The organism is Sphingobacterium sp. MAE (genome assembly GCF_056711605.1).
In genome coordinates this window covers 1,074,645-1,101,448 of the sequence record NZ_CM160044.1, presented here as the reverse complement: position 1 = coordinate 1,101,448, position 26,804 = coordinate 1,074,645, and the positions used below count along the sequence as shown (strand labels likewise).

At 40.0% G+C, this 26,804-nt stretch carries 15 protein-coding genes, 2 tRNA genes and 3 rRNA genes; 5 read left to right on the top strand and 15 right to left on the bottom strand.

The window, feature by feature from the left end; translation table 11 throughout:
* Window positions 1-6: 6 nt before the first annotated feature.
* From AC06G9_RS04665 to AC06G9_RS04630, 8 genes are all read right to left on the bottom strand, one after another.
* Window positions 7-876 carry a cbb3-type cytochrome c oxidase N-terminal domain-containing protein gene (locus AC06G9_RS04665; RefSeq protein WP_480957605.1) on the bottom strand — a complete coding sequence of 290 codons (870 nt, stop codon included), beginning with the start codon at window positions 874-876 and terminating at the stop codon, window positions 7-9.
* A 2-nt stretch (window positions 877-878) separates the two neighbouring features.
* Entirely contained in the window at window positions 879-1,070 is a 192-nt protein-coding gene (locus tag AC06G9_RS04660) for a hypothetical protein (protein WP_045753281.1), read from the bottom strand.
* Window positions 1,071-1,081: 11 nt separating this feature from the next.
* A complete protein-coding gene (gene ccoN / locus AC06G9_RS04655) occupies window positions 1,082-3,220 on the bottom strand; it encodes a cytochrome-c oxidase, cbb3-type subunit I (protein WP_293923928.1) in 2,139 nt (712 codons plus the stop codon).
* A 743-nt stretch (window positions 3,221-3,963) separates the two neighbouring features.
* Window positions 3,964-4,075 (bottom strand): 5S ribosomal RNA (gene rrf, locus AC06G9_RS04650).
* Window positions 4,076-4,183: 108 nt separating this feature from the next.
* Window positions 4,184-7,072, bottom strand: a 23S ribosomal RNA gene (locus AC06G9_RS04645).
* A gap of 224 nt (window positions 7,073-7,296) precedes the next feature.
* Window positions 7,297-7,370, bottom strand: a tRNA-Ala gene (locus AC06G9_RS04640).
* A gap of 9 nt (window positions 7,371-7,379) precedes the next feature.
* Window positions 7,380-7,456 (bottom strand) — tRNA-Ile (locus AC06G9_RS04635).
* A 129-nt stretch (window positions 7,457-7,585) separates the two neighbouring features.
* A 16S ribosomal RNA gene (locus AC06G9_RS04630) occupies window positions 7,586-9,115 on the bottom strand.
* Together the 16S, 23S and 5S rRNA genes with 2 tRNA genes alongside form the textbook arrangement of a ribosomal RNA operon.
* Window positions 9,116-10,314: 1,199 nt before the next feature.
* Between AC06G9_RS04630 and AC06G9_RS04625 the strand changes: the two genes are divergently transcribed.
* The 4 genes from AC06G9_RS04625 to AC06G9_RS04610 are packed head-to-tail and all read left to right on the top strand — an operon-like array spanning window position 10,315 to window position 15,474.
* Window positions 10,315-11,817, top strand: coding sequence for an ankyrin repeat domain-containing protein (locus AC06G9_RS04625; RefSeq protein ID WP_293924396.1), 1,503 nt, complete (start codon window positions 10,315-10,317; stop codon window positions 11,815-11,817).
* 4 nt (window positions 11,818-11,821) lie between these two features.
* Window positions 11,822-12,307 carry a DUF2271 domain-containing protein gene (locus AC06G9_RS04620; RefSeq protein ID WP_045753456.1) on the top strand — a complete coding sequence of 162 codons (486 nt, stop codon included), beginning with the start codon at window positions 11,822-11,824 and terminating at the stop codon, window positions 12,305-12,307.
* A gap of 5 nt (window positions 12,308-12,312) precedes the next feature.
* Window positions 12,313-14,496 carry a PepSY domain-containing protein gene (locus tag AC06G9_RS04615; protein ID WP_480957604.1) on the top strand — a complete coding sequence of 728 codons (2,184 nt, stop codon included), beginning with the start codon at window positions 12,313-12,315 and terminating at the stop codon, window positions 14,494-14,496.
* Between the two features lie 18 nt (window positions 14,497-14,514).
* On the top strand, window positions 14,515-15,474 hold the full coding sequence (locus AC06G9_RS04610; protein WP_045753458.1) for an FAD:protein FMN transferase: 960 nt from the start codon (window positions 14,515-14,517) through the stop codon (window positions 15,472-15,474).
* 7 nt (window positions 15,475-15,481) lie between these two features.
* Here the strand turns inward: AC06G9_RS04610 and ccoS are convergent, their stop codons facing one another.
* From ccoS to ettA, 7 genes are all read right to left on the bottom strand, one after another.
* Entirely contained in the window at window positions 15,482-15,667 is a 186-nt protein-coding gene (ccoS, locus tag AC06G9_RS04605; protein WP_293924402.1) for a cbb3-type cytochrome oxidase assembly protein CcoS, read from the bottom strand.
* A gap of 28 nt (window positions 15,668-15,695) precedes the next feature.
* Window positions 15,696-18,083 carry a heavy metal translocating P-type ATPase gene (locus AC06G9_RS04600; protein WP_480957603.1) on the bottom strand — a complete coding sequence of 796 codons (2,388 nt, stop codon included), beginning with the start codon at window positions 18,081-18,083 and terminating at the stop codon, window positions 15,696-15,698.
* A gap of 10 nt (window positions 18,084-18,093) precedes the next feature.
* Window positions 18,094-19,467 (bottom strand): oxygen-independent coproporphyrinogen III oxidase, encoded by a 1,374-nt coding sequence (gene hemN / locus AC06G9_RS04595; protein WP_293924405.1) that lies wholly within the window; start codon window positions 19,465-19,467, stop codon window positions 18,094-18,096.
* Window positions 19,468-19,474: 7 nt separating this feature from the next.
* Window positions 19,475-19,888 (bottom strand): Rossmann-fold NAD(P)-binding domain-containing protein, encoded by a 414-nt coding sequence (locus AC06G9_RS04590; RefSeq protein ID WP_045753460.1) that lies wholly within the window; start codon window positions 19,886-19,888, stop codon window positions 19,475-19,477.
* Window positions 19,889-20,082: 194 nt separating this feature from the next.
* A complete protein-coding gene (locus AC06G9_RS04585; RefSeq protein WP_045755389.1) occupies window positions 20,083-21,144 on the bottom strand; it encodes a response regulator in 1,062 nt (353 codons plus the stop codon).
* Between the two features lie 6 nt (window positions 21,145-21,150).
* Window positions 21,151-22,341 carry a PAS domain-containing sensor histidine kinase gene (locus AC06G9_RS04580; protein WP_293924407.1) on the bottom strand — a complete coding sequence of 397 codons (1,191 nt, stop codon included), beginning with the start codon at window positions 22,339-22,341 and terminating at the stop codon, window positions 21,151-21,153.
* Between the two features lie 3 nt (window positions 22,342-22,344).
* The gene (ettA, locus tag AC06G9_RS04575) at window positions 22,345-24,027 is read right to left on the bottom strand and encodes an energy-dependent translational throttle protein EttA (RefSeq protein WP_094772993.1); all 1,683 of its coding nucleotides are present in this window, start codon (window positions 24,025-24,027) and stop codon (window positions 22,345-22,347) included.
* Between the two features lie 182 nt (window positions 24,028-24,209).
* Between ettA and AC06G9_RS04570 the strand changes: the two genes are divergently transcribed.
* Window positions 24,210-26,744: an ATP-dependent Clp protease ATP-binding subunit gene (locus tag AC06G9_RS04570; RefSeq protein WP_094772994.1), complete on the top strand. Its 2,535-nt coding sequence runs from the start codon at window positions 24,210-24,212 to the stop codon at window positions 26,742-26,744.
* Window positions 26,745-26,804: the final 60 nt, after the last annotated feature.

The window sequence follows — 26,804 nt, the reverse complement described above, 5'->3', positions numbered from 1 at the left end:
ATAATGTTATTGAACTTTTGTAGAATCTGTTGCGGCAGCTTTCGCATCTGCAGCTTGATATGCTACCTCAATACCTTGAGGTTCTTTTGGATTTGCCGGTTTTGTATCACGGAGGGAAATAATATAACTGCTCACCTCGGCAATCTGTCCTGGAGTCAATGTCTGTTCCCAAGGGACCATCCCCTTATCAGGAACACCATATTTAACCGTTTTAAAAATATCCTTAATTTCGCCGCCATGTAGCCAAAATTTATCCGTTAAGTTTGGACCTATACCGCCTTCTCCAGCTCCACCATGACAAGCGACACAATTGGCCTGAAAGACAGCATGACCAGCTGCAACCTTAGTCTCATCAAAGAGTACACTAGATTCATCAATTAAATTGGCTGCCTGAGCTAAGTACTCTTGCTTTGCAATTTCCGCCTTTTCCATCTCCTGAACGTACTCTTGATTCTGATTAAGTCCCCAGCCAAATACATGGTAGATCAGAATATAAACAACTGCGAAAGTCATGGTCGAATAAAACAGCGCGTTGAACCAAATAGGTACCGGATTGTCCAATTCACTGATTCCATCATACTCGTGGTCGATAATCAAGTCTTTCTCTTCAGAAATTGGACGTAAACCCAATAATTTATTCCAAGAAGCTTTTCGCGACTCTTTTCTCTTAACTTTAGTTAGTTGTTCTTCCTTTAAAACTTCCGGCATTGTGATGCGCAGAATAGAACGCATGGCCTTATTCACGATCAATGCTGTAGCTAGTAAAGCAAGCATGACAACAATAAGTACAACAACTAAAATATCTTGATACATATTGCCTGAGCCAATGCCCCATGCTGCCGCATTTAAAACTGTAATATTTAAAAATAAACTCATATTTATAAACTATCTGATGACTCACTTTTATTAATATCATCCTCTTGGAACGGAAGTTCCTTCATATATGAAATATGCTCTTTATTCATTCTGAATAACATAATTCCGACAATAATGAAGAATACTAGAAATATCCATAATGAAGCGATCAGATACAGTTCGCTACCATTTAAATTTGTTATCTGTTTGAACATAATCCTTTATTTTAATTGAGTTCATCAACTTTTTCAGCCACTTTGGGTTCAGCTTTAATATCTGTACCCAATCGTTGTAAATATGCAATCATGGCTATAATTTCACGATTTGGCAATACATTTACTTGATTCTTTTTCAAATCAGCAGCGATCTCCTGAGCTTGTTTATCTAAAGCTGACTGAGCTTGAGCAATCTGTTGATCTGTATAAGGAACCCCTAATTTTTTCATGGCTTCCAATTTAGCTGTCAGCAAAGAATTATCTAATTCTTGATCAATCAACCAAGGATACGTAGGCATAATGCTACCAGGAGAAGTGATCGTTGGATCTAAGAGGTGATCAAAGTGCCACTTATTTGGATATTTGCCACCGATCCGATGTAAATCTGGACCAGTACGTTTTGATCCCCATAAAAATGGATGATCATAAACATATTCACCCGCCTTACTATATTCACCGTATCGTGCAGTCTCTGAACGGAATGGACGAATCGATTGCGTATGACAGTTGACACAACCTTCACGAATATATAGATCCCTACCTTGGAGTTCCAATGCTGTATATGGTTTTACACTTGCGATAGTTGGTATGTTAGAAGAAATCGTAAATGTAGGGATCATCTCCACAATACCACCGATCAAAATAGCAATCAATGCCAATACCATAAACATAACGGGTTTACGTTCCAAACGTCTATGCTTAGATTGTTCATTGGTCGTCACCGGCAACAAAGCAGGTGCTTGAGCAGGTTCATCGGCCAATAACTTACCTTGGCGCATAGTTTTTACTAAGTTGAACGTCATTAAAATAGCGCCACTCAGATATAACGCACCACCGACAGCACGCATCATATGCATAGGGATAATTTCCAATGTTGTTGCAAGGAAATTTGGATACTTCAGCACACCTTCTGGTGTAAATTCTTTCCACATCAAACCTTGCACTACTGCAGCCCAGTACATCGGAATAGCATAAAATAAAATTCCAAGTGTACCGATCCAAAAGTGAACAGAAGCCAATTTTTTAGAATACAACTCTGTCTTATATATACGCGGGATCAACCAATACAAAATTGCAAAAGTCATAAATCCATTCCATCCCAAAGCGCCAACATGTACGTGAGCTACTATCCAATCTGTAAAATGGGCAATTGCATTCACTTGTTTCAGCGACAGCATAGGTCCTTCGAAAGTAGCCATACCATAACAGGTCAGGGCAACCACCATAAATTTGAGAATGGGCTCAGTACGTACTTTGTCCCATGCCCCACGAAGTGTCAATAAACCATTGATCATACCACCCCAGCTCGGAGCAATCAACATAATGGAAAATGCTACACCTAAAGATTGAACCCAGCCCGGAAGAGCAGTGTACAATAAGTGATGGGGACCAGCCCAAATATAAATGAAGATCAATGACCAGAAGTGAAGAATACTCAATTTGTACGAGTAAACAGGACGATTTGCCATTTTAGGTAAAAAGTAATACATCATACCTAAGAAAGGAGTAGTCAAGAAAAATGCAACAGCATTATGTCCGTACCACCATTGTACTAATGCATCTTGAACACCAGAATACACATAATAACTTTTCCAACCCGATACAGGTAGCTGCACAGAGTTGACAATGTGTAATACGGCAACAGTAACAAATGTGGCAATATAAAACCAGACCGCTACATACATATGTCGCTCTCTACGTTTTATAATTGTACCAAACATATTGATACCAAATACCACCCAAATTATTGTGATACCAAGATCAATAGGCCATTCCATCTCCGCATATTCATGACTTGTCGTCAAGCCAAGAGGTAATGTAATAGCCGAAGCTACAATGACCAACTGCCAACCCCAGAAATGAATCTTGCTGAGTGCATCACTGAACATACGTGCTCTTAACACACGTTGCAACGAATAATAAACACCCATAAAAATTGCATTACCGACAAACGCGAAGATAATCGCATTTGTATGAACAGGTCGGATTCGACCAAAAGTGGAAAATTGAATTCCAAAATTCATCGCAGGCCATACCAGTTGAGTAGCTACAAGTAGTCCGATGGACATACCAACTATCCCCCAAATAATGGTAGCGATACCGAAATTTCTGACAATCTTGTTGTCATAATTAAACTGCTCTAACTGCATTACTTATAATATTGATTTCTTAATCAAAAGTAGAGCTTGTTTTATGACATTAGAATGATGACGATAACCAAAAAAAATAACATTCGTCACACTTTTATCACACACATGTAACGAATTTGTCCGAGTCTAAATATTAAAATAGCAATTAGTATAAATCGTGGTAGAATTTATTGATTTTATAGGTCAATATGTTGTACTTAGAACGATGAAATACTAAGCTATATGACTTTAACATTGGTCTGAATGTTATTGACATGATGAAAGAAGATACTCAACTTATGCATTACCAATAGGCTTATTCACCTACAGGATCATCAGCTAACTAGCAGGATAGATCAGCTAGATGAATAGAAAGCAGGATATCACCGATTCTACGGCAGTTCACGGGGTGAGCTATAAGCGTATTTCAAAAGCAGGAGTTGCCTACCGTGGATATGGAGGATGAGCTTGAAGTGGAACCGTGCCGCCAATAGCCATATATAGAACCAGCTCGGACATGAAGGAGAAGAAATGTAAGTGTGCTCCCTCTGCAGTACTGCCGTAGCAAGTCGATATCTTTGACTGTGAAAGGGGTTATCTGCGGCAGCAGGATTGTTAATTGCTGCGTCAGTGGTATTGATTATACTGTAGCAGCGGAATGGCTTGTTCTAAAGCAATGAGATTGGGCTATGCTGCATCCGAAAGACAGAAAAAGTTTAGCGCACAAAAAAGCCCCTGCTGCTTAGCAAGGGCTTCTGTATAAAAAAAGGCACCGACCTACTCTCCCACCTGTTACGGCAATACCATCGGCTCTGGCGGGCTTGACTGCTCTGTTCGGAATGGGAAGAGGTAGACACCGCCGATATAGGCACCTAAAATGTTTTTATTAGTCATACAAATGAGATACAATATCCCATCCAACATACCAATCTATAGACAATTGAAAGAAAAACTAAAAGAGGAAGACAACAGTGTCTGCGTTGCTTGAGAAAGCTTCGGGTGATTAGTATTGCTCAGCTATGATATCTCTACCTTTACACCTGCAACCTATCAACGTAGTAGTCTACTACGGCCCTATAAGGAAGTCTCATCTCGTGGCTAGTTTCGCACTTAGATGCTTTCAGCGCTTATCTATTCCCGACGTAGCTACCCAGCCGTACACCTGGCGGCATAACTGGTTTACCAGCGGTCAGTCCATCCCGGTCCTCTCGTACTAAGGACAGATCCACTCAAACTTCCAACGCCCACAACAGATAGGGACCGAACTGTCTCGCGACGTTCTGAACCCAGCTCGCGTGCCACTTTAATGGGCGAACAGCCCAACCCTTGGGACCTTCTCCAGCCCCAGGATGTGACGAGCCGACATCGAGGTGCCAAACCTCCCCGTCGATATGAGCTCTTGGGGGAGATCAGCCTGTTATCCCCAGCGTACCTTTTATCCTTTGAGCGATGGCCCTTCCATACAGAACCACCGGATCACTATGTCCGTCTTTCGACCCTGTTCGACTTGTTGGTCTCACAGTCAAGCAAGCTTATGCCATTGCACTCCACGTACGGTTACCAAGCGTACTGAGCTTACCTTTGAAAGCCTCCGTTACCTTTTTGGAGGCGACCACCCCAGTCAAACTACCCACCAAACAATGTCCTCGGCATGACCGAGTTAGAAACCGAATACAGAAAGGGCGGTATTTCAAGGTTGATTCCATGACTCCTGGCGAAGCCACTTCAACATCTCCCGCCTATCCTACACATCCTGTACCCAATTCCAATGTTAAGCTATAGTGAAGGTGCATGGGGTCTTTCCGTCCCGTTGCGGGTAATCGGCGTCTTCACCGATACCACAATTTCACCGAGCTCATGGCTGAGACAGCGCCCAGATCGTTACACCATTCGTGCAGGTCGGAACTTACCCGACAAGGAATTTCGCTACCTTAGGACCGTTATAGTTACGGCCGCCGTTTACTGGGGCTTCGATTCAATGCTTCTCTTGCGATGACATCCCCTCTTAACCTTCCAGCACCGGGCAGGTGTCAGGCCTTATACCTCATCTTTCGATTTTGCAAAGCCATATGTTTTTGTTAAACAGTCGCCTGGGCCTTTTCACTGCGGCTTCTCCATTGCTGGAGGAAGCGCCCCTTCTCCCGAAGTTACAGGGCCATTTTGCCGAGTTCCTTAGCCATGATTCACTCGAGCACCTTAGGATTCTCTCCTCGACTACCTGTGTCGGTTTACGGTACGGGTTTTTATAACCTGAAGCTTAGCGGGTTTTCTTGGAAGTCTGTTTACCTGCTCTATCAGCGCCGCCGAAGCTTTGCTGTACTATTGGGTTTCAGCAGGGTCGGCGGATTTGCCTACCGTCCCTATACCTACGCCTTTCAACGAACTATTCCGTCAGTTCGCGGCAGTGTCACTACTCCGTCACCACATCGCAGTTATAAAAAGTACTGGAATATTAACCAGTTGTCCATCGGCTTACTCCCTTCGGATGCGCCTTAGGCCCCGACTAACCCTGATCCGATTAGCGTTGATCAGGAAACCTTAGTCTTTCGGTGGGCGGGTTTCTCACCCGCCTTATCGTTACTTATGCCTACATTTGCTTTTCTATCCACTCCACGGCCCATTACCAGACCGCTTCGCCGTAAATAGAATGCTCCCCTACCAGACATACATATTTCAGTATGAATCCATAGCTTCGGTAATACACTTGATGCCCGTTTATTATCCACGCCCGATCGCTCGACTAGTGAGCTGTTACGCACTCTTTAAATGAATGGCTGCTTCCAAGCCAACATCCTAGCTGTCTAGGCAATCGGACCTCGTTAGTTCAACTTAGCGTATATTTAGGGACCTTAGCTGATGGTCTGGGTTCTTTCCCTCTCGGCCTTGGACCTTAGCACCCAAAGCCTCACTGCCGGCCATATCTTATAGCATTCGGAGTTCGTCTGGATTTGGTAGGATTTGACTCCCCCGCACCCAATCGGTAGCTCTACCTCTATAAGACTCCATGCCGACGCTGTTCCTAAAAACATTTCGGGGAGTACGAGCTATTTCCCAGTTTGATTAGCCTTTCACCCCTACCCTCAGGTCATCCGGAAACTTTTCAACGTTTATCGGTTCGGTCCTCCATTACATGTTACTGCAACTTCAACCTGCCCAAGGGTAGATCACAAGGTTTCGCGTCTACCTCATCTGACTATGCGCCCTATTAAGACTCGCTTTCGCTTCGGATACGTGGCTGAACCACTTAACCTTGCCAGACAAGAGTAACTCGTAGGCTCATTATGCAAAAGGCACGCCGTCACTGGACCTGCCAGCTCCGACCGCTTGTAAGCACACGGTTTCAGGTTCTTTTCACTCCTCTGTTCGAGGTTCTTTTCACCTTTCCCTCACGGTACTAGTTCACTATCGGTCTCTCAGGAGTATTTAGCCTTATCAGATGGTGCTGACAGATTCCCACAGGGCGTCTCCGACCCCGCGGTACTCAGGGTACTGCTAGGCTAGCATTCTATACGTGTACAGGGCTATCACCGTGTATCGCTGGGCTTCCCATCCCATTCCACTTCTGTTTGCTAATGCCACATTGCAGCCCTACAACCCCAACCATGCCGTAACAAAGTTGGTTTGGGCTCTTTCCCGTTCGCTCGCCACTACTTGGGAAATCATTATTATTTTCTTCTCCTACGCCTACTTAGATGTTTCAGTTCAGCGCGTTCGCGTATTTTACAGCATACCTTCAGTATGCTAGGTTGCCCCATTCGGAAATCTTCGGATCAAACTCACATTTGCTAATCCCCGAAGCTTATCGCAGCTTATCACGTCCTTCATCGCCTCTGAGAGCCTAGGCATCCCCCGTGTGCCCTTATTTACTTTCTTCACCTCATAGCCCTTTTGCTACTATGGGTTGCTTTTTGATATATAACCATGATGCTACGCATTAATCCGTTCGGCCTTGACCGAGGGTCTTCATAATACATCGGGCACACCACAGTATTGTCTCTACTGTTGTCTTCTCTTGTAATTTTTTTTCTTTCAATATGTCAAAGAACTCTTTGTATGCCTGTATATGAACGCAGTATCTTAGCGTCCGGGCAAACCTGTGGAGAATATCGGAGTCGAACCGATGACCCCCTGCGTGCAAGGCAGGTGCTCTAGCCAGCTGAGCTAATTCCCCGTGTATTTTTGGTAGTCCCGAGCAGATTTGAACTGCTGACCCCTACATTATCAGTGTAGTGCTCTAACCAACTGAGCTACGGGACTAGCTTATCTTTCTATCTCTCTGGACCATCCAATCAGGGATGGGCACATTTCTTCAAATGTTTTGTCTCTTGTTTGTTTCTTATATAAACCATGTGTGTACGTAACGAGCTTCAATCCTGAATGCTCTAGAAAGGAGGTATTCCAGCCGCACCTTCCGGTACGGCTACCTTGTTACGACTTAGCCCCAATTATCGGTTTTACCCTAACACGCTCCTTGCGGTTACATGCTTTAGGTACCCCCAACTTTCATGGCTTGACGGGCGGTGTGTACAAGGCCCGGGAACGTATTCACCGCGTCATTGCTGATACGCGATTACTAGCGAATCCAACTTCATGAGGTCGAGTTGCAGACCTCAATCCGAACTGTGAATGGCTTTTAGAGATTAGCACCATATTGCTATGTAGCTGCCCGCTGTACCATCCATTGTAGCAAGTGTGTAGCCCCGGACGTAAGGGCCATGATGACTTGACGTCGTCCCCACCTTCCTCACAGCTTACGCTGGCAGTCTGTTTAGAGTCCCCACCTTAATGTGCTGGCAACTAAACATAGGGGTTGCGCTCGTTGCGGGACTTAACCCAACACCTCACGGCACGAGCTGACGACAGCCATGCAGCACCTAGTTTCGTGTCCCGAAGGACTGATCCGTCTCTGGATCATTCACTAACTTTCAAGCCCGGGTAAGGTTCCTCGCGTATCATCGAATTAAACCACATGCTCCTCCGCTTGTGCGGGCCCCCGTCAATTCCTTTGAGTTTCAATCTTGCGACCGTACTCCCCAGGTGGATAACTTAACGCTTTCGCTTGGACGCTTACTGTGTATCGCAAACATCGAGTTATCATCGTTTAGGGCGTGGACTACCAGGGTATCTAATCCTGTTTGATCCCCACGCTTTCGTGCATCAGCGTCAATACTAACTTAGTGAGCTGCCTTCGCAATCGGAGTTCTAAGACATATCTATGCATTTCACCGCTACTTGTCTTATTCCGCCCACTTCAAATAGATTCAAGTCCTACAGTATCAAAGGCACTGCGACAGTTAAGCTGCCGTCTTTCACCACTGACTTATAGGACCGCCTACGCACCCTTTAAACCCAATAAATCCGGATAACGCTTGGATCCTCCGTATTACCGCGGCTGCTGGCACGGAGTTAGCCGATCCTTATTCTTCAGGTACATTCAGCTTCCCACACGTGGAAAGGTTTATTCCCTGACAAAAGCAGTTTACAACCCATAGGGCAGTCATCCTGCACGCGGCATGGCTGGTTCAGAGTTCCCTCCATTGACCAATATTCCTTACTGCTGCCTCCCGTAGGAGTCTGGTCCGTGTCTCAGTACCAGTGTGGGGGATTCTCCTCTCAGAGCCCCTAGACATCGTAGCCTTGGTGGGCCGTTACCCCTCCAACTAGCTAATGTCACGCGAGCCCATCCATATCCTATAAATATTTGATCATCAACCGATGCCGGTAAATGATGTTATGCGGTGTTAATCTCTCTTTCGAGAGGCTATCCCCCTGATATGGGTAGGTTGCTCACGCGTTACGCACCCGTGCGCCACTCTCATGAAATCAAAGCAAGCTTTAATCCCAATCCCGTCCGACTTGCATGTATTAGGCCTGCCGCTAGCGTTCATCCTGAGCCAGGATCAAACTCTCCATTGTAAAATGAAGTGTAAGATCAAGACTATTTATAATAAATAGAATTGTCTTGTATTTTATTTCTAATTCTAAAATTGAACAGGTTGATTTTTTTAACTTTCGTTGTTTCTCAACACTACTCGTTACGTTACATGATTATATTTTTAAAGAACTTTCTTCGCTCCCGCATCTCGCTTCGGCTTTATATGATGTCGGCATTGCGCCGGTATCGGTCTTGTCTGTTTCCCCTTCGTTTCCGTTGGGACTGCAAAGGTAGAAATCTTTTTGGTATCTCCAAAATAAATGTGAAAATTTATTTTTTCGTTTTCCTTTCGTTTCTGCGTTTAAACTAAATTAAACCCTTCTTTTTTCAGTACCTCTCCTTTCGGATCAGCCGTTCCTCCCTTGCGGAGTGGTGCAAAGATAGGAAGTTTTATCCTTCACTTCCTAATGTTTTCCGGAAATAGTTTACCGCGGCACGGTAAAGGGCTAGAAATGTGACCGATAATTTATCTGGATGCCGCGTGATGATCATGCTGGGTCGGATATGGATTAGCTTTTGCTATGGATCACATCGTTAATTGGTCTGGGATCATCTGTGTGCGGACACGCCCGTCACCCGTTCATATATGGGTTCTTCACACAAATACTGCGTTACTCGGTTACTGGGTCAATCCGCTACTAGGTTACTATGTCACTTGATCACTCCGTCATTTGGTTACTCGATCACTGCGTTACCCTTTTATTATGTGACTGCTTTACTCGATCCCTCAGTTACTTTACCATATATACCAGATCTTAAAGACAAATCCTGACCAACTACTTACCAAATTCACCATTAAACGGGGAATACACCAGACATTACTTAGGGTTTATAGGGGGTTAGTAGGGGTGTACCCCTACTAACCCCCTATAAACCCCCTGTTATCCCCCTACTATACCGGTGTTAAATACGAAGTTGGTTAGAATTTGGTATGCTTTTATACTGGAACACGACATAGGTACATTGATTCTTATTATATAGTGTTTAAAACTTAGAGAACTAATTTTTTACCATATCTATATTATCTATATCCTTTTGTAGCATATTATTATAATATATAGCAACCACTTGCAATAAATTTTACTTTTTTTCTAAAAATTACATTATATTTTATAGATTTGCTCTCTATTTAGATTTAGTATAAATAAATTCAATATATCGAGGTATTTAAATCAATAATATGAAAAAGATCTTTCTAGCAGCCCTATTATTATCTGCTCTTTATGGAAAAGCCCAAAATAATAATTCATTAATGAATGCTGATTTCTGGAAAGGCTCGCCCAATTTGGATGCTGTAAAAACTGAAATAGCGAAAGGAAATAGCCCATCAAAACCGAATGCAGCTTCATTTGACCCTGTCACTACTGCCATATTAAATAAAGCTCCAAACGATGTCATTAAATATTTAATTGAACAAGAAGGCAATAGTGTTACTAAAAAGACGCATCACAGCCGTAGTTATTTGCACTGGGCTGCATCAACAGGAAATCTAGAACTCGTACAATATTTAATATCGAAAGGATCTGATGTCAACTACCAAGATAGCCATGGTTTCCCAATTGCAGCTTATGCCGCTTCAACAGGAAATAAAAACACAGCTGTGTATGATCTTCTATTTAAAGCTGGTGTAGATCCTAAACAAAAGTATGAGGATGGCGCTACATTATTATTATTGTCGGTGGCTGCAGACCAAGATTTAAGTATTACTGATTACTTTATATCTAAAGGATTATCCTTATCAGATCAGGACAACTTTGGTAGAACCGCTGTTGATTATGCGGCAAAACTAGGCCATGTTGACATCATTGAAAAACTCATTAAAAGAGGTGTAAAGCCAACAAACAATGCTCTTTTCTTCGCTACACAAGGATCAAGACAGATTACTAACGGCATTGAAACTTACAAATACTTGGTGGAAACACTAAAACTAGACCCGAAAGCGACTAATAAAGACGGTGCAACAATCCTACAGGCATTAGTACGCAGACCAAATATGGAAGTCATCAATTACTTCTTGTCTAAAAATGTAGATGTCAACAAAGCCGACAATGAGGGAAATACAGCTCTTATGGTTGCTGCTGCAGGTAAAGATGCTAAATTGATTGAATTATTATTATCCAAAACAGCTCAAGTAAATGCAGTCAATGACAAAGGAGAATCCGCATTGACAAAAGCCATTGCTAACGGCTCCTCTGAAATTGTGTCCCTATTGTTAAAAAATGGTGCTGATATCAAAATCATCAATAAGGACGGAAATAACTTGGCGTATTATTGGTTAAATTCATATACCGAAAATGCCCCACAAGGACAGACTGGTCAACGTGCTTCTCAAGATCATAGTTTTGAAGAAAAATTAACCTTATTACAAGATAATGGTTTAAATGTTACAGATTTACAAAAAAATAAAAGCTCTCTTTTACATTTAGCGGTTGCCAAAGAAAACTTAAATTTAATCAAAAGAGTTGCTGCATTAGGGATTGATATTAATGCACAAGATAATGACGGAATGAGCCCATTACATAAAGCTGCACTAATTGCTAAAGATGATGCTGTTCTTAAAGAATTGATTTCGTTAGGTGCTAAAAAAGATCTGATCACATCTTTTGATGAAACAGCATACGATCTAGCAAAAGAAAATGAATTTCTAACAAAAAACAATGTTTCCATTGATTTCTTAAAATAATAGCATGAAAATTTCTATAAAATTTCTACTTCTTTTATTCTTTGTTACTCTTTTTAGTTCTCATTCATTTGCACAATCGAGTAAGTTCAAATGCATGATCCAAATGAATAGTTATGAAGGTGAAGGTGCATATATCATCATCTCATTAATTAACCCGAAAGGAGCTTATGAAAAGACACTTTCTGTTTTAGGACCAGATAAGCAATGGTATAATACATTGAAAGAATGGCATAAATTTCAAACAAAATCGAATGTTAAATTGAGTGCCATCACCGGTGCTTCTGTTGGTGGTGGTGACCGTGCAATGAGAACGATCGAAATAGATGACACGAAATTAAACAAAGGATATAAGTTGCGCTTTGAATCAGCTGTTGAAGAACAAAAATACCATGTCACCGATGTTGAAATTCCATTGACAACAGAAGCGTTAGCTGAGCGCGCTAGCGGAAAAGGTTATATTAAATTTGTAAAATTAAATAAAGTTCAATAATTAAAATGACTTTATCCATCTGGAGGTATGCACATTTAGCTCTTGCGATAGTATCATCCCTATTTTTACTTATTCTTTCCTTTACCGGAATTATATTGGCGATCGATGCAGTTAACGAAAAAAACCAAGCATACCAAGTAGCAGATCTCAATACAATAAACCTTTCGCAGTCCATCACTGAACTGCGAAAGGTCTATCCCGAAATCATTGAAATAGCAGTTGACCATAATCATTTTGTTAGTATCGATGCTTTAGATGAAGAGGGTAATACAATTAAAGGCTATATTGACCCAAAAACGGGGAAGATTTTAGGTGAGATAACACCCAAAAGTCAATTCATTCAATGGACAACAGCTTTACACCGATCCTTATTTCTCCATGAGACAGGACGAATCATAGTAGGTGTAGTATCTTTTATACTCTTATTGATTACCTTAAGTGGTGTCGTCCTTATTCTTAAACGCCAGCAAGGCCTACGTCATTTCTTTTCTAAAATTAACCGAGACTTCTTCGCACAATATTTCCATGTTGTCAGTGGCCGGTTTTTCCTAATTCCTATTCTAATAATTGCGTTAACGGGTACCTATTTATTTATGGCCAGAATGGAGTTCATGAAAAAACCGAATGCAAATATCCAACATACCGCTGAGACTGATACTGATAAAATTGAATTTAAAGATTTTAAGATTTTTAAACAGCATACATTAGCTGATATTGAAAAAATCGAATTCCCATTTATGGATGATGACCCAGAGGAATTCTACACGCTAAAATTTAAGGATCGCGTAGTCACTGTTAATCAATTTAATGGGGCAATAGTAACAGAAACCAAGTATCCTTACACTGCAGCACTTGAAAAGTTAAGTCTCGATATTCATACGGGAAGGACAAATGTGATATGGGCAATCATTTTGGGTCTTGCCTCCTTAAATATCATCTTTTTTATCTATACCGGATTTGTTATCACATTTAGAAGAACGAAAACAAAAATTAAAAATAAGTATAAAGCGGATGAGGCTGAAATCGTCATTTTAGTGGGTTCAGAAAATGGTAGCACTTTATTTTTTGCAAACCAAATTCATAAACAATTACTAGCAGATGGCAAACGTTCCTTTATAGCTGTGATGAACCAATATCAAAGGTATCCAAATGCAGCACATCTTTTGGTGTTCACTTCTACTTATGGTATAGGGACAGCACCAACGGGTGCATCGAAGTTTGAAGAGCTACTTTTAAAAACTCCTCAAGAACAACAGCTACAATACAGTGTCATCGGCTTCGGCTCACAAGCTTATCCAGATTATTGCGCTTATGCAGAACGTGTGGATCAAGTTCTGGCATCACAACAGTGGGCAACTCGTTTTCTCGATCTACATAAAGTAAACGATCGATCAATACATGAGTTTACGAACTGGGTTCATCAATGGAGTGAAAAATCATGCCTCGCACTAGCAACTGCACCATCCGTGTACCAAACAAAAGTTGTGGGGCTAAAAAAACTTAAAGTTGTCAAAAAAACAACAGAAGACCAGGCTACCTTTACGGTGATATTGAAACCTACTGCAAATGTCAAATTTCAATCTGGCGATCTTTTGGCCATATATCCTACAAATGATCATAGGGAGCGATTTTATTCGATCTGTCAGTATGACGGAATGATTCAGCTGGAAGTAAAACTCCATCCTAATGGATTGGGATCAAACTTCCTTTACGATCTAAAGCAAAATGATTTTATACATGCGCGCATCATGAGTAATCCCGAATTTCATTTTCCAAAGGCTCCTGCTGTCATTATGATTGCCAATGGAACCGGTATAGGACCATTCTTAGGAATGATCAATAACAATAAGAAAACGCCAATTCATTTATATGCTGGTTTTAGGTATAACAATACTGTCACAAAGCGGTATCAAGAATTTGCTCAAGAGGAAATTGAAAAAAAGCATTTAAAAACATGTCATTTTGCCTATTCAAGAGAATCAAAATCTCAATATGTGATGGATCTCATCCAGCAAGATGCTCAACTTTTTTTAGAACATTTAGAAAATGGTGGTGTTATTATGATCTGTGGATCGCTTCATATGCAGCGAGATGTTGAGCAGGTTCTGGAAGGAATCGCACCATCTCAAAAAGGCAAAACACTTCAGTATTATAAGGATAAAAATCAGATTCTAACCGATTGTTATTAATCCTAACAGCAAAAAATCATGAAGTTTTGTTATATCTTCCTATTTTTACTGATCAGCCATTTGAGTAATGCGCAAGTTTTGTTAAAAAAGCAAGTTACATTAATGGGTTCCGTATTTGAGATAACGATTGTAGACCAAGATACCGCAACCGTACGAAAACATATTGATTTGGTGATATCGGAGGTCAACCGTATTGAAAATCTGATTTCCGAATGGAGACCTGAAACTCAAATTTCACAAGTCAATCGCTACGCCGGCATTAAGCCTGTAAAGGTCGATCGTGAAGTTTTTGATTTAACCACAAGAGCAATCGAATACTCCAAAAATTCAAACGGTGCTTTTGACATCAGTATTGCTGCTTTAGATAAAATATGGCGATTTGATGGGACAATGAACGAATTGCCATCGGAAGGCGCTATCCGTAAATCGGTAGAAAAGGTGGGCTATGAACATATTGTATTGGATAGTGCCAATTGCACGATTTACTTATCCATGCCAGGTATGAAAATTGGATTTGGATCTATCGGTAAGGGATATGCTGCCGACATGGGTAGAGCTTTGATGCAAAAAAAATCAGTTCAAGCCGGGATCGTCAATGCCTCAGGCGATTTATCAACTTGGGGATATCAGCCCAATCATACTCCGTGGTTAATCGGGATTAAAAATCCTTTTAAGGCTTACAAAACAATTAAAATACTCCAGATGGAAGAAAGTGCGGTCGCGACCTCCGGAAGCTATGAAAAATATGCGGAAATTGGGAACAAAAGGTATACGCACATCATCAATCCTAAGACGGGGTATCCAGCAACTGGACTAACTAGCGTGACCATCTATGGCCCTTCTGCTGAGTTTGCCAATGCATTGAGTACGTCAATTATGGTGATGGGTCAAAAGGAAGGTCTAAAACTAGCAAAAAAATTTCCGCTGTATCACTATGTATTGATAACAGACCAAGGCAAAATACGAAAAAGCCGCTAACAGCATATTAGTGGAACGATTTTCCGTCCTCCTGCTTGGAATCAATCTCTTCGATATCATCGTCAAATAAAATACGAACTGATGGCGTATAGGTATCGTCATTCTGTCCCGTTTTATTGGCCCAAAAGAATGCTCCTAAAAACAATAACGCGACAAATACACTACATCCAATTAACATAAAGATGATACTCATAATACTATTTCAAATTAGTAAAAAATACTTATAATCCCCGTCTTTTTGCGAACCAGCGCGTCAATAAACTCGTAAAAGATATAATAGTCACCGTACTTATTGGCATCAGTATCGCAGCAAATAACGGCGACATTTCTCCCTGAACGGCAAAACTCAATCCGATCACATTATAAAACAATGAAATACAAAAACTCAGATGAATGACGCGTACCGCATCTTTACTAAACGCAAAAAACTGGGGTAATTTTTGAAAAGCGGCACCATCCAAAATAGCATCGCAACCAGGTGAAAAATTATTAATATCGTCACTTACGGCTATTCCTAAATCAGCAGCTTTTAAAGCTCCAGCATCATTCAAACCATCTCCAATCATACAAACATGACCTCCTTTATCTTTAAACATTTGGATGATATCCAATTTATTCTGTGGAGACTGATTAAAAAGTAAGCGTGTTGTTGATGGAAAAATTTCTTTTAGCACCTCTTTTTTTCGATCATTATCACCTGATATAAGATGCAGGTCATAATTTTTTAAATCATGGATAATACCGGAAAGTCCTGTTCGCCAGGATTGTTCCATAGCAAAGCTACCTTTCACTTTATCATTGATGGATACGAACACATAGGATGCTTCTTCTGTATTTTTGGGTGCATTCACAAATCGAGCGCTTCCGATTTTGATCGTATATTTTCCGATCTGTGTTATGGATCCCTCTCCTATCTTTTCTTCATATCGATCCACAGGGATCGGTTCTATATGATCTAACCACTTTACAATTTCTCGACTCAAGGGGTGACTTGAATTACGGCAAGCAGAATATACCAATACTTTTTCCTCCTGTGTCAAAAAGCCTTCAAAAGCGATACCACTAACTGATGGTGAGGAAATCGTACCGGTCTTGTCAAAAATAATAGTATCAATGGCTGCCATCTGCTCGATAGCATCTGTATTTTTGACATAAAACTTATTTCTATCGAAGACACTTAGTGCTGCTGACAACGTAAATGGTGAACTGAGAGCTAAAGCACATGGACAGGCAATAATCAAAACAGCAGTAAATGCGCCCCATGCTTTATTAGGATCCTGTCCTACCATCCAAAATACAGTGGCTGATATGGCAATCAATAATAAAGCAATCGTAAAATATTTACTGATATAACTAATAAACGTCTGAAATTGGCGATCATATTGCTTATAATTATCGTTATTCCAAAGTTTGGTCAGATAAGATTGCGATACAGATTTGACCACTTCCAGTTCAATTGCTTCTGCCATTTGACGGCCGCCAGCATAGATCACCTCCCCTAATATCTTGGTGATAGGTTTAGATTCGCCGGTCACAAAACTGAAGTCAACACATGCTTCACCATGTAGCAAAACGGCATCAGCTGGTATAATTTCGTTATTACGAACTAATATCCGGTCACCGACCTGTAGTTCTGCAAGTTGAATTGCCTTCTCTTTTCCTTCTTGTATAGTGGTTACCGCTACGGGAAAATAACTTCGATAATCACGCTCAAAAGAAATATGATAATACGTCCTTTCTTGCACCCACTTGCCAATTAAAATAAAAAATACCAAGCTGCAAAGTGTATCTCCAAAACCTGCACCTGATTGTGAAATCACTTCGTAAGCAGTGCGTAGAAATAGTATAAAGATCCCGAGTGCCAAAGGAACGTCGAGATTCAATCTTTTTTGACGGATACTTAAAAATGCGGATTTAAAATAATCAGAAGCACTATAGCATAGTACAGGTAACGTAAATAAAAGATTGGCATATCCAAAAAATACCGAGTATGATTTTTCAAAACCTGCAAGTCCAAAATATTCTGGAAAACTCAACATCATAGAATTTCCAAAACAAAATCCTGCCACTGCGATCTTAGCGATCAATGGGTTTGAATTTACCTTCTTACCTTCTTTAACCACATCTTGTAAAGTGATCTTGGGCTCATAGCCTATACTCACCAACAGTTCAACAAGATGATATAAGGATAAATCGGTATGCTTAAATGTGATGCTAGCTTGCTTTTTCATAAAATCAACCTTCGAGGAGATCACATGCGGATTGATTTTATATAGATTTTCTAATAACCATATACAGGAACTACAATGTATAACGGGTATGTAAAAAGTAATGATGGTGATCTGCTCATCCTTAAAATCGATCAATTTATCAACTATGGCAGCCTCATTCAAATACGATAAATCGGCGGTTTTTCCCTGTTTGGACTTTCCCGGATGCTGATTATAACGGTAATAACTTTGCATGTTATTTTCGTTAAGAATCTGATAAACCGTTTGGCAGCCTAAACAACAAAAATCATGTTCAGCATACTGATAGCCGGCTAACTCAATTGTATCACCACAGTGAAAACAATGTTGCGCTACTTGAATCTCTTTCGTTTCCACCATCTTTTAATCGTTAAATCGCTTGACTGAATAGTTGCATTTCACTTTTTGATTTTTGTAATCTCAGATCAAATGCCATACATACATTTCGAAGAAAGGATTTACCTAAAGAAGTGATGATAATCTGATCTGAATCCATCTTAACGACTCCTTCATCGATCATTTCTTGTAATTTTTTCACAATCGTATCGTTACCCAAAAAGCCTTCGATCAATTGGGTCTCACCTTTACACATCAGATCTAAAATATATCGTCTTATGATGACATCTTCTGCATCGAGCAGGTGACCTTTGACCACAGGCAATTGACCTTGATCTAGCAACTGTTGATATTCTTCTACATGCTTGACATTCTGTGCAAAACCATCCCATGAATCGCTGATGGAAGAAACTCCTAAACCAATGAGTAAAGGGCGATAGCGATCTGCATATCCCATAAAATTACGATGAAGTCTTTTTTCTTGGAATGCGATGAACAATTCATCTTCGGGTTTTGCAAAATGATCCATTCCGACATCGAGGTACCCTGCTTCTTGTATCAGTTTCTTCCCTTGCGTATATAAAGCTAACTTTTCTTCTCCCTGCGGTAAATCTAGTTCTGTATAGTGGCGTTGGCCAGGCTTGATCCATGGAACATGTGCATAACTGTAAAAAGAAATACGATCTGGATCTAGGATTAAGGATTCTTTTATCGTTTCGGTGATAGTTTGTAAATTTTGTTTAGGCAAACCATATATTAAATCAAAATTAATCGAAGTATATCCAATCTTACGCGCTTCTTGCATGACGCGCCTCACATCTGCGACATCTTGTTTTCTATTGATCGTAAATTGGACCAATGGGTCAAAATCTTGAATCCCTAAACTTAATCTTCGAAATCCCAATTGATACAACACATCGAGGTGTTCAAAAGTCGTATTTCCAGGATGTGCTTCAAATGAAAAGGAAGCGTCTTCCGCTATTTGTGCATGAGATAAAATACCATTGATCAATTTCGCTAAATGCTCTGGAGCAAAAAAAGTAGGGGTCCCACCACCGAGGTGAATTTCAGAAATCAAAGGCGCACCTTCCTTTAATATTGCTGTATATATCCCCCACTCTTTCAGTAAACTATCGATATAGGGCAACTCAACTTTATGATTCTTGGTTATTCTTGTATTGCAACCACAATAGGTACACAGACTCTCACAAAAGGGCAAATGAATATATAGACTTATTCCAGAGTCTTTAGACTTTTGATAAGTATGATATACACTTTGCATCCATCCCTCAGTAGAAAATTGGTCATTATCCCAAAATGGAACTGTTGGATAACTGGTATAACGCGGTGCGGCAACATTATATTTTCGCACAAGATCTTGTATTGCTATTACACTATTCGTTTTCATGATCATCTTATAATTTCACTCCACAGTCTTTTAGACAACAACAAGCGGTTCCGACACATTTACCTGCACCCCAAAGATTTAAATTACGAATCGTTTGCTCTGCAATCCCTTTTGGAGTTTGATCCTCATAAGGTGTATTGGCAACCTGTATATCCAACTTTCCAGCTTCGATCAAATCAATATGTCCTGTACCTAAGGTACGTGTCAAAATACGATTGACACCCATATTTTTTAAAGTTCGCAACATCGAGGCTCCTAGTATATCATGGGCAGATATGATCACCACGTCTTTTCCTGTAGCATAGACTTTTGTTTCTTCATTAAGCCCATTAGCAATAAAGGTCAAATCATGCATTTTACCATTAGCGATTGCTAACAACTCTTTTTCAAAGGCCTGAATACTATAAACAACTACTTTCATGCTATCTTTTTTGATATTCTAATTCCGAACTAGTACAAAAGTAAATAGTCTACAAATATTTGTATATGAAGTTCATCAGCTTAAAATGTGATTTACGTCACAATATAGAGTGTCATTAAAAATCAGTTCTTAATAAATAAGGGCTGAATCCACGATGGATTCAGCCCTTATTTATTAAGAAAACAACAGGAATGTTATTGCTTAACTTTTCGCAGGTTATTAATAGAGAAAATACGTATCGCACTCTTCTCCTTTGCGATTAAATTTTCATCTCGGAAATCAGCTAATACTCTTGAGATTGTTTCGTTTGCCGTGCCAGCAATTGTTGCAATTCCCTCTCTTGATATTTGAATCACACATTCGTCTTTGACAGATGTATCAACCGTTTTTTCAGCAATACTAACGAGCGCATTGGCAATTCTTTTACGAACGGTATCGTAAGCGAATGCCAGCAATTGTTCTTCTTTTTCTCTGATATTGCCTGTCAACAGTTTAATGAATTTACCCGCGATCAAAGGTTTTCGATACAGCAATTCAAAGAAATCTTCTTTGGTGATTAGCGCAATCTCAGTTTTTTCTATTGCCTGCACATTGTCCGAATATTTTTCATTCAGCAACATGGCTTCGTACCCCAGATAAGCACCTGCAGATTGCATGTCTGTGGAGAGCTCGCGTCCATCTGTATAACATAAAAAACTTCTGACTTGTCCACTCAGCACAAAATAGACAAATACCGGAGAATCTCCCTCTTCGTAAATGGATTGCTTTTTTTTAAATACTTTGACACGAGATTTTTCAATAAGTTCTTTTAATAGAAAATCTTGTTCTTCAGGACTTAAATACAATGAGTTTTTAATGGCTATTGCTTCTCCGATCTGTCCTCTTTTTTTAAAACGTACATCAATGGCATTCAATAGTTCAACATCATCGAAAGGTTTTGTTAAATAGTCATCTGCCCCAAGCTCCATTGCTTTGCGCATATCCGAACGCTCTGCTTTTGCTGTCAGGAAAATAAACGGAATATGAGCCGTCTCTTCATGTCTGCTTAAAATATACAAAACCCCATATCCATCCAGTTCAGGCATCATGATATCGCATAGGATCAAATCGGGTAAATGAGCCATTGCTAGGTCGACACCAATCCGACCATTTTCTGCAGAAAGCACATCATAGCGCCCAGTTAACTCGAGAATCTCTGCTGTTCCTTCCCTTATATCTGTATTATCCTCTATGATAAGTATTGTTTTCTTTTCCACCTCCAATTATTTATTTTGAGTAAATACCATCTTTAAAAAAGTTCCTTCATTCAATGCCGATTTATATTCCATCACTCCATCCATCAGATGCACATAACGTTTTACAATATTCAATCCAAGACCAGTACCTGGAATATTTCCTGTATTATGCGCTCTAAAGAATGGTTCAAAGAGGTTCTTTTGTTCTTCCTCTGGAATACCTATACCGTTATCGCGAACTGTTATGATACAGGAGTCTCCTTCAATGATGGTATTAAATTCGATGAATGTATCCTCTCCAGAATATTTTATTGCATTTGAAATCAAATTTACAACTGCATTCTTCAACAAATTAGCATCCATCAAAAATACACCGACCTCTCCTGTGTGTTGGTAGACGATATGTTGATTTTTCTTACAGATCAACTGCATCTCTTCAGTAATTTCTTCAGCAAGCTCAACGACATTGATCATCTGTTTATTGACCGTAACAACACCTGCTTCTAATTTTTCCAGCGATAAAAAGTCATTTAATATACTGGTGAGCAGTTGCACCGAATTTTTGATTTTACTTGTATGTTTCATGACACTTGCAAAATCAGGTTTTTCGAGATATTTATCGATCAGTGATGCCGATAGTTGTACCGAGCTCAATGGTGTTCTAAATTCGTGTGAAGCCATAGAAACGAATCGTGATTTCAACTGCCCCAATTCCTTTTCTTTTTCTAAAGATTTTGAAACTTCGGCCTTTGTTTTCTCCAATTCCGATACCAGCATGATCAGGTCTTTCGTTCTTTCACTTACCTTTTGTTCTAGCTCGACTGCATGTTTCTTCAACCGGTTTTCCGCAGCTTTCTCTCTTGTAATATCATGGATAAAGCCTGTGAAGATATTTCTATTTTTATACCAGACTTCGCTTACAGCTAAACGAAAAGGAAAGGTGGTTCCATCTTTCTTTCTGCCTAGAACCTCCCTTCCTATTCCGATGATCTTTTTATGCCCTGTTCTTTTATAATTATCGATATAGCTATCGTGGAGACTCTGATCTGGCTCGGGCATTAATATCGAAACATTATTGCCGATGACTTCTTCTTCACTATAACCAAATAAGTTACATGCCGCTGGATTAATAGATTCAATCAATCCCCGATTATCGATGGTAATAATTCCATCGATTGCATGATCAATAATTGCTTCTAAAAGCTTCGCGCTTTCCATGAACTACTTGACTAATTTTTTATATTTAAGACGATGTGGCGTGACATCACCAATTCTTTTCTTTCTATTTTCCTCGTACTCCGAATAGTTACCTTCAAAGAAATAAACCTGAGAATCACCTTCGAATGCCAATATATGGGTACAAATACGATCTAGGAACCATCTATCGTGGGAGATGACTACCGCACAACCTCCAAAATTCTCTAAACCTTCTTCCAAAGCACGTAGCGTATTCACATCGATATCATTGGTAGGCTCATCCAGAAGAAGCACATTTGAACTCTTCTTTAAGGTAATCGCTAAGTGCACGCGGTTACGTTCCCCACCAGACAATACACCTACTTTCTTTTGTTGGTCGGCCCCGTTAAAGTTAAATTTGGACACGTAGGCTCTAGAGTTGGAAGAACGATTGCCGAGCATGATGTTTTCATTACCATCTGTAATATTTTCCCATACCGATTTCTCAGGATCCAAATCATCATGATTTTGATCGACATAACCAAGCACAACAGTTTCACCTACTTTGAAAGTACCTGTATCCGGTTGTTCTTGGCCTGTAATCAAGCGGAATAAGGTAGTCTTTCCAGCTCCATTGGGACCAATGATACCGACAATACCGGCAGGAGGAAGAGAGAAACTTAAATTTTCAAATAAAATACGATCTCCGTAAGATTTTGAGATGTTATCTGCTTCAATCACGACATTGCCTAAACGCGGTCCTGGCGGGATAAATAGTTCTAATTTCTCTTCACGGTCTTTTGTTTCCTCTGAGGCTAATTTCTCGTAATTATGAAGACGTGCTTTGGATTTGGCATGTCTCGCTTTAGGAGCCATACGCACCCACTCCAATTCACGTTCTAAAGTCTTTTGACGTTTTGATTCAGTTTTTTCCTCTTGCGCTAGGCGTTTAGATTTTTGATCTAACCAAGAAGAGTAGTTTCCTTTCCAAGGCAGACCTTCACCACGATCCAGTTCTAAAATCCATCCAGCCACATTATCTAAGAAGTAACGATCGTGGGTCACAGCAATGACCGTTCCTTTATATTGTTTTAAATGTTGTTCTAGCCAGTCAATAGACTCGGCATCCAAGTGATTGGTAGGCTCATCCAGCAATAAAACATCAGGTTCTTGCAGTAAAAGGCGACACATTGCTACACGGCGACGCTCACCTCCTGACAAATTGGCAATCTTAGCATCAGGCTCTGGACAACGTAAAGCATCCATTGCACGCTCCAATTTTGAATCAATTTCCCAAGCATTTGTGGCATCAATAATATCTTGAAGCTCACCTTGTCTACTTAATAGCTTATCCATCTCATCTGCATTTTCATACACTTCAGGTAAGCCAAATTTTTCGTTTATTTCTTCGTACTCTTTTAAAATAGCGGTTATTTCTGCAACACCTTCTTGAACGATTTCAAGCACTGTTTTTTCGGGATCCAAAATAGGTTCTTGGGCTAAATAGCCTACAGAATAACCTGGAGAGAATACCACTTCACCTTGAAAAGATTTATCTAAACCGGCAATGATTTTTAATAATGAAGATTTTCCAGAACCGTTAAGACCGATTACGCCAATCTTTGCACCGTAGAAAAAAGAAAGGTAAATATTTTTTAAAACTTGTTTTTGAGGAGGGTAAATTTTGTTGACACCCGCCATTGAAAAGATTATTTTTTCGTCTGACATACTAATCAATTATACTTTATTTGGACAATAAATACACACAAATGTAAACTTTTATACTGACATTTTGATCGATTTAATAGCATGGCTTAATTGTTGATAAATATTACTAAAATATTAAGGATTGATAAAGTAAATTTATTACATTTATATCATTCTTGGTCATTAAAAGAAAGGTAAATTACATGGAAGCAAAATTTTCACCGCGCGTAAAAGATGTCATATCGTACAGTAGAGAAGAGGCTTTGAGGTTGCGTCACGATTATATTGGCACAGAACATTTGTTGTTAGGTTTGATTCGTGAAGGTGATGGCATGGCAATCAAGATCTTGAGAAATATCGGGATTGACACTGCAGCTTTACGACAGTCTGTAGAGGAAGCCGTGAAAAGCTCAGCTGTATCTCGCACCCCTATTGGCAATATGCCACTTACTAAACAAGCAGAAAAAGTACTTAAAATCACATATTTAGAAGCTAAAATTTTTAAAAGTGAAATTATAGGAACGGAGCATTTGCTATTAGCTATATTGAGAGATGAGGATAATATCGCATCTCAAATATTACAGCAATATCAAGTGAGTTATGATATTTTCAAAGCGGAAGTAGAACAGAATAAGACTACAATTCGTGATGAAGCTCCAGGCTCGTCAACTGGTGATGACGATTATCCTGAAGAAGAGCAATTCATCCAACCTAAAAAGGTTTCTGACATCAAGTCTAAAACTCCGGTTTTGGACAACTTTGGTCGTGACTTAACAAAGGCTGCAGAAGAAGGTCGTCTGGATCCGATAGTGGGTCGTGAAAAAGAAATAGAACGTGTTTCTCAAATCTTATCACGCCGTAAGAAAAACAATCCGTTGTTGATCGGTGAGCCTGGTGTTGGTAAATCTGCTATTGCAGAAGGATTGGCATTGCGTATCGTACAACGTAAGGTATCACGTGTGTTGTTCAACAAACGTGTTGTTACGCTTGACTTAGCCTCTTTAGTGGCGGGTACCAAGTACCGCGGTCAGTTTGAAGAGCGTATGAAAGCTGTGATGAACGAGTTGGAGAAATCTCCAGATGTGATTTTATTCATCGATGAGATTCATACCATTGTAGGTGCTGGTGGAGCTTCGGGTTCATTAGATGCATCTAACATGTTCAAACCTGCATTAGCAAGAGGTGAGATTCAATGTATCGGTGCTACAACATTGGATGAATATCGTCAGTACATTGAAAAAGATGGAGCATTAGACCGTCGTTTTCAACGTGTGACTATCGAACCTGCTACGCATGATGAGACGATTGAGATTTTAAATCGTATTAAAGAAAAGTACGAGGAACACCATAATGTCAACTACACTCCTGAAGCGATTGAAGCTTGTGTAAGCTTAACGACTCGTTATATTACGGACCGTTTCTTACCAGACAAAGCGATTGATGCTTTGGATGAGGCAGGATCGCGTGTGCATTTGACGAACATTCATGTTCCGCAAACGATTATTGATATTGAAGAGAAAATCGAAGAAATCAAATTAGAGAAAAATCGTGTGGTTCGTAGCCAAAAATATGAAGAGGCTGCTAAACTAAGGGATACTGAGAAAAAACTTTTGGAGGAACTTGACCGTGAGAAGATCGCATGGGAAGAAGAAACCAAAGCGAAGCGGTATGTCGTTAGTGAAGATAATGTAGCAGAAGTTGTCTCGATGATGACAGGGATTCCTGTTCAACGTGTTAGCCAAACAGATAGCCAAAAGCTACTGAATATGGGTGAGTTGATGAAAAATAGAATCATCGGACAGGACGACGCGGTGCAAAAGTTAGTAAAAGCTATCCAACGTACTCGTGCGGGTTTAAAAGATCCGAAAAAACCTATTGGTTCATTTATCTTCCTCGGTCCAACAGGTGTTGGTAAAACGGAGTTAGCGAAAGAACTAGCACGTTTTATGTTTGATTCTGAAGATGCATTGATCCAGATCGACATGAGTGAGTACATGGAGAAATTTGCGATATCACGTTTAGTGGGAGCGCCTCCAGGATATGTTGGTTATGAAGAAGGTGGTCAACTGACAGAAAAAGTTCGTCGTAAACCTTATGCGGTCATCTTATTGGATGAGATTGAAAAAGCACATCCTGATGTTTTCAACTTATTGTTGCAGGTATTGGATGAAGGACAATTGACAGATAGCTTAGGTCGTAAAGTTGATTTTAGAAATACGATCATCATTATGACTTCAAATATTGGAGCTCGCCAGTTGAAGGAGTTCGGTCAAGGTGTTGGTTTTACCACTGCGGCAAAAACAACTCAAACAGATTCTCATTCGAGATCGGTTATTGAAACAGCTCTGAAACGTGCCTTTGCTCCTGAGTTCTTAAATCGTATTGATGATGTGATTGTTTTCAATTCATTATCCAAAGAGAATATTTTCAAAATCATTGATATTGAATTGAGATCTCTATTCGGTAGAATTACAGATTTAGGTTATACCATTGATTTGACTGTTGCTGCTAAAGAGTTTATTGCAGAAAAAGGATACGACACTAATTTTGGAGCCCGTCCATTAAAACGAGCAATTCAAAAATATTTAGAAGATCCAATTGCAGAGGAAATCTTAAAAGGCGATATCAAAGCTGGCGATCGTTTAAAAGTTGATTTAAACGCTGAAACAAAAGAAATACAAGTGGTTGCAGACCGATCAGAAACACCGATTGAACCTGCAGACAAGAAAGAAGAATAATAGAATTTTATTAATTTATAAAAATGCACCATAATGGTGCATTTTTTGTTAGAAGTGTTA

Bases quoted from the DNA above. Each gene is read 5' to 3' on its own strand.
- AC06G9_RS04665 (WP_480957605.1), bottom strand. From the start codon at position 876: ATGAGTTTATTTTTAAATATTACAGTTTTAAATGCGGCAGCATGGGGC.
- AC06G9_RS04660 (WP_045753281.1), bottom strand. From the start codon at position 1,070: ATGTTCAAACAGATAACAAATTTAAATGGTAGCGAACTGTATCTGATC.
- ccoN (WP_293923928.1), bottom strand. From the start codon at position 3,220: ATGCAGTTAGAGCAGTTTAATTATGACAACAAGATTGTCAGAAATTTC.
- AC06G9_RS04625 (WP_293924396.1), top strand. From the start codon at position 10,315: ATGAAAAAGATCTTTCTAGCAGCCCTATTATTATCTGCTCTTTATGGA.
- AC06G9_RS04620 (WP_045753456.1), top strand. From the start codon at position 11,822: ATGAAAATTTCTATAAAATTTCTACTTCTTTTATTCTTTGTTACTCTT.
- AC06G9_RS04615 (WP_480957604.1), top strand. From the start codon at position 12,313: ATGACTTTATCCATCTGGAGGTATGCACATTTAGCTCTTGCGATAGTA.
- AC06G9_RS04610 (WP_045753458.1), top strand. From the start codon at position 14,515: ATGAAGTTTTGTTATATCTTCCTATTTTTACTGATCAGCCATTTGAGT.
- ccoS (WP_293924402.1), bottom strand. From the start codon at position 15,667: ATGAGTATCATCTTTATGTTAATTGGATGTAGTGTATTTGTCGCGTTA.
- AC06G9_RS04600 (WP_480957603.1), bottom strand. From the start codon at position 18,083: ATGGTGGAAACGAAAGAGATTCAAGTAGCGCAACATTGTTTTCACTGT.
- hemN (WP_293924405.1), bottom strand. From the start codon at position 19,467: ATGAAAACGAATAGTGTAATAGCAATACAAGATCTTGTGCGAAAATAT.
- AC06G9_RS04590 (WP_045753460.1), bottom strand. From the start codon at position 19,888: ATGAAAGTAGTTGTTTATAGTATTCAGGCCTTTGAAAAAGAGTTGTTA.
- AC06G9_RS04580 (WP_293924407.1), bottom strand. From the start codon at position 22,341: ATGGAAAGCGCGAAGCTTTTAGAAGCAATTATTGATCATGCAATCGAT.
- ettA (WP_094772993.1), bottom strand. From the start codon at position 24,027: ATGTCAGACGAAAAAATAATCTTTTCAATGGCGGGTGTCAACAAAATT.
- AC06G9_RS04570 (WP_094772994.1), top strand. From the start codon at position 24,210: ATGGAAGCAAAATTTTCACCGCGCGTAAAAGATGTCATATCGTACAGT.